Below are 4,607 nucleotides of genomic sequence, written 5' to 3'. Positions count from 1 at the left end.
ATAAAAAAATGATTCTTATTTATTATATTTTTGTTTTTATCAAGCATAAAAAAATTTATGATTCTTGTTCTAAATTTACTTACTTTATTTTTATTTTGTTTAGTATTAAAATATGTATCATCTACACTAATATAGATTGTATTATTAGAAGAATTATCCAAACCCTTATTGATAATTAAATCATTACTGTAAATCTTTTTTCTATCGCCTCATTGATTACCATGCGCTAAGTTAACCTCTTTTTTGCATAATTTAGCATTTCTTAATTTTTGTTTTAATCTTTTTATGGTTGATATTGAACATTTTGCTTTTAAAGATAATTGCTTATTTGTTAAATTAGAATATGTAGTTATAACATCTAATTTTCGTTTTCTATTTAATTGAAAATAGTTTAATTCTATTTCATGCATAATAAGACCACCTATAACATTTTACTATATATGTTAGGTGGCTCATTTTTGTTGCAATTTAACGAAAAATCGTAAAAATTTTTAATATATTCATAAAAAAGATATATAATATTAACATATTGTGAGCAGAGAGGCGCAACTCCCGCGGTCGGCTGGCAAAACGAAGGAAAAAGAAAAAGTGCGCAAAAACTAGCAACAGCTAGTTTTTTATATATAATTTGGAACTGTATGAGTATATATAAAGGAACAATTTGAAAAATAAGAGATAAACAGAAATCACTTTTTCCAATTGGTAGAAATATAGGGAAACAGTCATATTTTCAACATGATTTTAGCAAAGTCGACAGACCGTATGTAATTTTTATCGCTAGCGATAAAGTTTTTTATTTATCCGTTAAAACTCTAAGTGAAAAAAATAAAGTAGAATCTTTAAAAGATAAAACAAACATCATTTTAAAAAATGGAATTTATAATGATAATCATCCTAGCGTTATTAACACTAGAGCAATAAATGTAATGGATAAAGATTTGTTTTTTAGTTTATATGAGTTAGATAATGAAAAAAATAATGTTTTTTTATCACAAGAAATTTATGATAAGATAATGCTGCAAATACAAAAGAATATTGAAGCTAGTAAATTTGAATTTTTTGAAATTAGTAAATTTGCCAATGATCAACACCCTATATGAGAATCAAAGTGATCTATTAATAAATATAAAGATTTTATCCATAAAGCTGTGTCTTATTATAACCTGCTTGATTCTTCGCAAAAACAAAAAATCCGCAATGAATGTAATTTTGATAATTTCGATAAGAAATCTGAAAAAGAAAATAATTATGATGACGATTTAGAGCTTGAATTATAAAATATAAAAACAAGGGTTAAACCTTGTTTTTTTATGTTAAATTATTTTATTTTTTTCTTGCCATATCTTACATAAATAGCTCAACCAGCAAATACTAACAATCCAATAACGACTAATGATAATGGAATAATTCAAGCCAATCAAATTTTTTTAAATTTAAGTGAAGGAACTTTAAGTTTATCAAGGGGTTTAAGAGTATTTTCGCCACTTTTTTTAATTAAAATTTCACCTTTTTTATTAATAATAATTTCATCATTTGGATTTAAAATGATATTATCACTTGGATTATTTTTATTTCCATTTCTTGGTCTTAAAATGATATCTTTATCAGGCTTGTTTGTACCATTATCTTTTGGTACAACTATAATTTCATCAGGTCCAATAAGGATTTTATCTTTTGGATTTAATATTGTTTCATCATCCTTATTTTTGGGGTCGCTATTTTTTGGTTTTTTAATAATGTCTTTATCAGGACTGATAATAATTTTATCTTTTGGTCCAATAATTTCTTCACCCGCCAAATTTTTTCCATAAATTTTAAAACCTGTTTTACTATTTTGCGCAATTTCTGATTTATTGCCTTTTGTTGCAATAAGTAAAATTTCTATATCATTTATTGTTGAAATAGTATTTCCATCTTTAACTTTTTCATTATAAATAAAACTTTTTAGTATTCACTCATTCTTGCTATCTTCATAATCATAAATTTGATTTTTAAGTCCGCCGTTTATATACACATTCATACTAATAATATAATCTTCTTTATTTTTTAAATTTAAAGCTTTAACTTGTTCATTATTATTAATATGATTATTAATTACTTCTTTAATTTTTGCAATTTTTTGGACTTCGCTTAGTTTTTTGTTGCGATAAATAGCTAAATCACTTATTTTAATTTTGCTTAATGGAAAAGGTTTATTGGCACTTGGATGTATGTTTTTTATTTGTATATTAAACGAACCATCTAAATCAAGATTATTAGCATTAATTATTAAATTTAGTGGTCTTTTATAAAATAAGATTTCCAATATGGCTTCACTCAATTGTGGTTCAACTAAAAAGTCGCCAAGTTCGATACTATAATTAGTACTTTTTAAATTTGTTCTAATTTGATTATTTAAATTAGCGATTATTTCCGCTTTTATTTTATCTAATATTTTTTTCTTATCATAATAAGAATTAATGTTATCTACATCAACATTAATTGTAAAGTTAGTTCATCTATACTCATTTAGATTATATAGCGCTTTTTTAATAGCTTTAAAGGCTTTTTTATTAGTTATTCAATAATTTTGCCCCACTACTTCGACGTTAAGCAATTTTGGGGCATTTTTAGCTCTAAATGCACTAAAAATTTTATCAGGGGCAATATTATTAATAACATAATCCTTAGTATATTGCAAATTATTTATAAATGATAATTGGCTTTTTACATAATCTATAATTTCTTCTCTAATTACATCTGGTTTTGAAGCATTTAGTTTTAAATCAGCAATATTCAATTTACTTATATCAAAAGGTTTATCAGCACTCTTATTTATATTCTTAACAATCAAGGTTGACTCTCCCTTTGCTATCGCTAAGTATTTGGCGCTTGGTCTTATTTTGACAACTAATTCATTTCGACTAAATAACAATTTTAATTGGTCATTTTCAATACCGCTAATAAATAATCTTTGGTCTTCGCTATTATTGGTATAGTAAAAAATTTCCTTTGTGCTAGCCCTAAATGTTTTATTAATTTGTTCAATTATTTTTTTCTTAAATTCTTCTAATAATTTGTTTTCTTTTTCAGGTGTCAAATTATCAACATCATAATCAATCTCCATTTTCTTAAATTTAATATCATCAAAGTTAAATTTTGAAAGATTAATAACTGGAAATAAAATTTTTGTATAAGAATGATATGGCAATTTTGGTCTCACAATGACCTTATAAGGAAAATATGTACTACTTTCATCATATGTTTTATTATGAGCTAAATCCCTTGCAAGTTCTTTGAGATTTTCTATTTCATAATGAGTTCCTAGCGCTAATTTTGCATTATATTTTGCAATTTGTTGTTTAATCATTTCTGTAATTTTTTCTTCAATAACGGCTTCTCTTTCTTCGTTATATAAATAAATTTTTTGCGCATTAAAACCAGCAAAAATTTCAAACTCGTCATTATAACCAAATTTAAATGTTCCCACAAATTCAGGATTATTTATGTAATATTTATTTTTATATTTATCTTTTAATTTAACACTTATTTTTAAAGTTCCATTATTATAAAATAATAATGGAGTGCTTAGTTCTAAAAAGCTATATTGTTTTGGATTATTAACAATATTTTTAAAGCCATTTGTTTTTATTTCATTATCTACTTTTTGTATAAATTCTGTTCCACTATGTGATTCTGCTGCTAAGGTTTTAAGTTTAATCGTGTTTCAATCTAAAACGATTAAATCTTTGTTATTAATTCCATTATCTTTTTGTATTTGTCCTTGACTATTATCTTGTGCATTTTTAGAAGAATCCTTAAATTTAAATTCATAATTTCAAATTTGATTTTGTAAATTAAATCTACTATCAGCAACCGACTTAAATAAGCGTAATTTTATACCTTGTGTTGCTTCATCAAATTCATAATTAATCAAGCCAACATAATTAGAAAGTTCAAAATTACCTAACTCCCTAATTATATTTTGTATATTTGACTTATATTTTTTTTCAAATGCTTTTTTTAGTTCTTCAAAATTAGCATACTTATAATCTCAACTTGAAAAATCAAATCTAGGTTTTATATCAATTGTTGGCTCTTGATTTGTAGCTAAAAAAGTTATATAAGTTTTTCAATATTCAACAATTTCTTCATAACTTAAAGCTTTAGCGCTATCTTTATCAACTTTGTGATTTTTATTTATATAGTTTAAGAAAAATAAACCTTGAGTTGTATTTCATAATTTATTTACAAAAGTTAAGTCCCCTTTTATTTCACTAAACAATTTATTATTGACACTTTCGTCATCTCTGCCATCTATCAAAATTAGTTTATACGAGCTAATTTGTTGCTTTGCTGCAGAAGTAAATAGATATAATCCAGGCGTAGAAAAATAAGAAAATCCAGAAGTTTTAGTATCTAAAAAATTTGGTATTCATTTCTTTTGCGAATCATCCAATTTATAAACAATATATTGAGTAGTTTCTCCCAATAATTCTTTAATAGCTCCCTTGGAAACAACCGAAGCTTCGGCAATTGTCCCTTTATCATATGAAGCAATCACACCATTTGATGTATGCAACAAATTTTGTGTTAATGGTGGTAGCATTGTATTTTGATAATAATTT

The 4,607-nt window shown here is 24.6% G+C and carries 3 protein-coding genes; 1 reads left to right on the top strand and 2 read right to left on the bottom strand.

Annotation, left to right across the window (positions count from 1 at the left end; genetic code table 4):
* On the bottom strand, positions 1-410 hold a 410-nt coding region (locus ACWXVO_RS03075), incomplete at its 3' end, for a hypothetical protein (protein ID WP_456002543.1).
* A 228-nt stretch (positions 411-638) separates the two neighbouring features.
* Between ACWXVO_RS03075 and ACWXVO_RS03070 the strand changes: the two genes are divergently transcribed.
* Entirely contained in the window at positions 639-1,277 is a 639-nt protein-coding gene (locus ACWXVO_RS03070; RefSeq protein ID WP_456002541.1) for an Mbov_0400 family ICE element protein, read from the top strand.
* Between the two features lie 41 nt (positions 1,278-1,318).
* Here ACWXVO_RS03070 and ACWXVO_RS03065 read toward each other — a convergent pair whose 3' ends face one another.
* Positions 1,319-4,588, bottom strand: a complete 3,270-nt coding sequence (locus tag ACWXVO_RS03065; RefSeq protein ID WP_456002538.1) for an Mbov_0399 family ICE element protein — start codon at positions 4,586-4,588, stop codon at positions 1,319-1,321.
* Positions 4,589-4,607 lie beyond the last annotated feature (19 nt).

It is taken from the genome of Mycoplasma sp. 1890 (assembly GCF_053851615.1).
The sequence above is the reverse complement of the archived record's forward strand: the minus strand, read 5'-3'. Positions and strand labels throughout refer to the sequence as shown.